This window comes from Variovorax sp. P4_D9, from assembly GCF_056401695.1.
Window position 1 is genome coordinate 1 of record NZ_JBFUIU010000852.1, and the last position, 3,688, is coordinate 3,688.

Below are 3,688 nucleotides of genomic sequence, written 5' to 3' on the forward strand. Positions count from 1 at the left end.
GTGTTCATAACGCTGATCGCGTAGGCAGTGAAGACCTCCATGCCGTCGATGGCGAGGATGCGAGCGCCGTCGACCTCGATCGGCAGCGCAAGCTTGGCCTCGGGCGGCGTGCGCAGGAAGCTCACCACGCGCTTGGCCTCAGGCGGAAGCCGATGCGCCGCATACAGATCTGCCGCGAGCAGTTCGCGCAGGACATCCACCGAACGCACCAGAGTGGAAAAACAGCGCCCGAGCTGCTGTTCCATCGCCGCCTCGGCCCGGCGCTCGAGCGCCGCCCGCGCTGCGGCGCGGGCGTTGAACACCACGTTGCCGATCGACAGCACCGTCTTGACGTCGGTGAAGCCCGCGCCCTCAACCTTCAAAGCAGCGCTTGAGCGGGCATCCTGGCGTTCATCGGACTGACGCCACGGAGGAAAGCCACGTAGCGGGTCACGTCCTCAGATGTCTTCCAACAGCGAATACGGCAGCGGCTCCACGGTCAGCGCCGGCCCGTCGGCGGCTCGCGCATGCAGGCCGCCGGCGTCGATGGCCGCGATCTGGATCGAGATCAGCGCCGCCCAGCCGCCCTCCGGTGCCGGCGCGGCCTGGGCCACGGTGCCCACCGGCTGCTCGGGATCGTTGGTGGCGAAGACTTCCTCGCCGGCCGCGATCTCGTCGCTGGCCTGGACGAGATAGGTGCGCCGCTTCAAGGTGCCCCGGAACTGGCTGCGGGCGACGATCTCCTGGCCCGGATAGCAGCCCTTCTTGAAGCTCACGCCGCCCACCGATTCGTAGTTGATCATCTGCGGCACGAAGGCCTCGACCACCGGCGTGGTCAGGGTCACGATGCCGCTGCGCACCTCGCTCCAATGCCAGGTCGCGAGCGCGATCTCGGCGCCCTCGGGCGCGGGGCTGCCGGCAGGGGCGATCCACAGCGCACGCGGCACGCCGTCGGACGGATAGAGCGTGACGGCATGGGCCTCGCCGACCGTGCTCGCCAAGCCCGGCAATGCGCCGGCATCGATCCCGTTGGCGGCCAGCGCGGTGCCGGTCAGCCCGTAGAGCGCGAATTCGGCGCTGGCGTCGCTGAGCTTGGCCTTGGCGCGCAGCACGTACATCGAGAGCCGCTTGAGCGTCGCGGGCAGGATGTCGCGGCTGCAGACGAGCAGGACGCGATCGGGTTCGGGCCGGATGCCGATGAAGCTGGCAATGACGCGGCCCTTGGCCGTGCAGAGGGCGGCGAGCCGCGCTTCGGAGGCCCCAAGCAAGGCGAAATCCTGGGTCAGCTGGCCATGCAGGAAGCTCGCGGCATCGGGGCCCTCGACGCGGATCACGCCGAGGTGGGAGAGGGCGGTGACGCCATTCGGAACGACAGAGGTCATCGCTGAATTATCATGGCCGGCTTCGTTCCGTTCGGCCCGCAGGGCTTACCCGTTCTTGCTATCGTCTTCCGTCCGTCTCCCATCCCGGAACCCGTGCGCCGCTTCCTCCTCACCCTTTTCCTGCTGGCTGCCGTGACAGTGCTGGGCGCCGGCGCCGCGGGCCTCTGGTGGGTCAACCAGCCCCTCAAGCTGCCCGCGCCCAGCGTCGACCTGTCGGTCGAGCCCGGCACCACGCCGCGCGGCATTGCGCAGGCCGTGGCCGACGCCGGCGTCGACGTGCCGCCGCAGTTGCTCTACCTGTGGTTCCGTTTCTCGGGCCAGGACCGCCAGATGCGCGCCGGCAGCTACGAGCTCGACCGCGGCATCACGCCGCGCCTGTTGCTCAACATCCTGGTGCGTGGCGAGGAAGCCACTCGGAGCCTGGTGCTGGTCGAGGGCTGGAATTTCCGCCAGGTGCGCGCCGCGCTGGCCAAGGCCGAGCAGCTGAAGCCCGAGACAGTCGGGCGCAGCGACGAGGAACTGATGGCCCTGCTGGGCCGGCCGGGCGTGCATCCCGAAGGGCGCTTTTTCCCCGACACCTACACCTACTCCAAGGGCTCGACCGACGTCGCGCTACTGCAGCGCGCGATGCGCGCCATGGACAAGAAACTCGATGTCGCCTGGGCCGCCAGGGCGTCGGACCTGCCGCTCAAGACGCCCGACGAGGCGCTGATCCTGGCCAGCATCGTCGAAAAAGAGACTGGCAAGGCCCAGGACCGCGCCGAGATCGCCGCGGTCTTCAGCAACCGCCTGCGTCTCGGGATGCCGCTGCAGACCGACCCGACCGTCATCTACGGCCTGGGGACGCGCTACGACGGCAATCTGCGCAAGCGCGACCTGCAGGCCGACACGCCCTGGAACACCTACACCCGCAACGGCCTGCCGCCGACGCCGATCGCGATGCCCGGTAAGGCCGCGCTGATGGCGGCGGTGCAGCCGGCACAGAGCAAGTCGCTCTACTTCGTCTCGCGAGGCGATGGCACCAGCCAGTTCAGCAGTTCGCTGGACGATCACAACCGGGCCGTGAACCGCTACCAGCGCGGTGGCAGCACCGACCCCAACCAGCGGAGCGGGCAATGAAGGGAATTTTCCTGACCCTCGAGGGCATCGACGGTGCCGGCAAGTCGAGCCACATCGACGCACTCGAGGCGCTGTTCAAGGCCCAGGGCCGTACCGTCACGCGCACCCGCGAGCCCGGCGGCACAGCGCTGGCCGAAAGCCTGCGCACGATGATCCTCGAGCAACCGATGGACCCGCTGACCGAGTCGCTGCTGGTCTTTGCGGCCCGCCACGACCATGTGGTGGGCGTCATCGAACCGGCGCTGGCGCGCGGCGACGTGCTGCTGTGCGACCGCTTCACCGACGCCACCTTCGCCTACCAGGGCGCCGGCCGCGGTTTCGACACGGCCGTGCTCGAGACGCTCGAAGGCTGGGTGCAGGCCGCCCCGGCGGGGCTGCTCCAGCCCGACATCACGCTGTGGTTCGACCTGCCGCCCGAGATCGCCGCCGAGCGCCTGGCCGGTGCCCGGCTGCCGGACAAGTTCGAGTCGCAGCCGGTCGAGTTCTTCCGCCGCGTGGCGGCCGGCTATGCAGCCCGCGCGGCGGCCGCGCCGCGCTTCGCCCGTATCGACGCCGCCCGTTCGCGCGATCAGGTCTGGCAGCAGGTCGAGGCCGTGCTGGCCGAACGCGGCCTGCTCGAAAGGACGTGCCCATGACGGCCGATTCGCTGCCTGCCTGGCTGCGCCAGCCGCTGGCTGAACTGCTGCGCCAGCGCGGCCACGCCTGGCTGCTGCAGGGGCCTTCGGGCCTGGGCCAGTACGAGCTGGGCCTGGCCCTGGCGGCCACTTGGCTGTGCGAGCAACCCGATGAGGCCAAGGCGCATAGCGCCTGCGGCCATTGCCCGAGCTGCCATGCCATTCAGGTCCGGACCCACGCCGACCTCTGCGTGCTGATGCCCGAGGTCGCGATGCAGGCTTTGGGCTGGCCGCTGGACGAGAAGTCGCAGGCCGACATCGACGACAAGAAGCGCAAGCCCAGCCGCGAGATCCGGGTGGAGGCGATGCGCGACGCCATCGGCTTCGCCCAGCGCACCAGTGCCCGCGGCCGCGGCAAGGCGGTGCTGGTCTATCCGGCCGAGCGCATGAACAACATCACCGCCAATGCGCTGCTGAAGACGCTCGAGGAGCCGGTCGGCGACGTCCGCTTCGTGCTTGCCAGCGAAGCCGCCTGGCAATTGCTGCCGACCATCCTCAGCCTCTGCCTCGGCTTCACTCTGCCCTGGCCCGAGG

4 protein-coding genes and 1 pseudogene are annotated in these 3,688 nt (G+C 69.6%); 3 read left to right on the forward strand and 2 right to left on the reverse strand.

What is annotated here, in order from left to right:
• Both AC1DY5_RS46760 and ygfZ read right to left on the reverse strand, forming a co-directional pair.
• Window positions 1-362: DUF1697 domain-containing protein (locus AC1DY5_RS46760; RefSeq protein ID WP_478121191.1), on the reverse strand; the 362-nt coding region annotated here is incomplete at its 3' end.
• A gap of 75 nt (window positions 363-437) precedes the next feature.
• Window positions 438-1,361 (reverse strand): CAF17-like 4Fe-4S cluster assembly/insertion protein YgfZ, encoded by a 924-nt coding sequence (ygfZ, locus tag AC1DY5_RS46765; RefSeq protein ID WP_478121192.1) that lies wholly within the window; start codon window positions 1,359-1,361, stop codon window positions 438-440.
• Between the two features lie 93 nt (window positions 1,362-1,454).
• On the opposite strand from ygfZ, the gene mltG reads away from it, so the two are divergent.
• From mltG to AC1DY5_RS46780, 3 genes and pseudogenes are all read left to right on the forward strand, one after another.
• Window positions 1,455-2,480, forward strand: coding sequence for an endolytic transglycosylase MltG (mltG, locus tag AC1DY5_RS46770; protein ID WP_478121193.1), 1,026 nt, complete (start codon window positions 1,455-1,457; stop codon window positions 2,478-2,480).
• Window positions 2,477-3,115 carry a dTMP kinase gene (gene tmk / locus AC1DY5_RS46775; RefSeq protein WP_478121194.1) on the forward strand — a complete coding sequence of 213 codons (639 nt, stop codon included), beginning with the start codon at window positions 2,477-2,479 and terminating at the stop codon, window positions 3,113-3,115. The genes mltG and tmk overlap by 4 nt, the downstream gene beginning before the upstream one ends.
• Window positions 3,112-3,688, forward strand: a pseudogene (locus AC1DY5_RS46780) (DNA polymerase III subunit delta'); the annotation flags it as partial. The gene tmk and the pseudogene AC1DY5_RS46780, both read left to right, overlap by 4 nt.

What these genes read in the sequence shown, in the direction of transcription:
- ygfZ (WP_478121192.1), bottom strand. Translation starts at nt 1,361, where the DNA reads ATGACCTCTGTCGTTCCGAATGGCGTCACCGCCCTCTCCCACCTCGGC.
- tmk (WP_478121194.1), top strand. Translation starts at nt 2,477, where the DNA reads ATGAAGGGAATTTTCCTGACCCTCGAGGGCATCGACGGTGCCGGCAAG.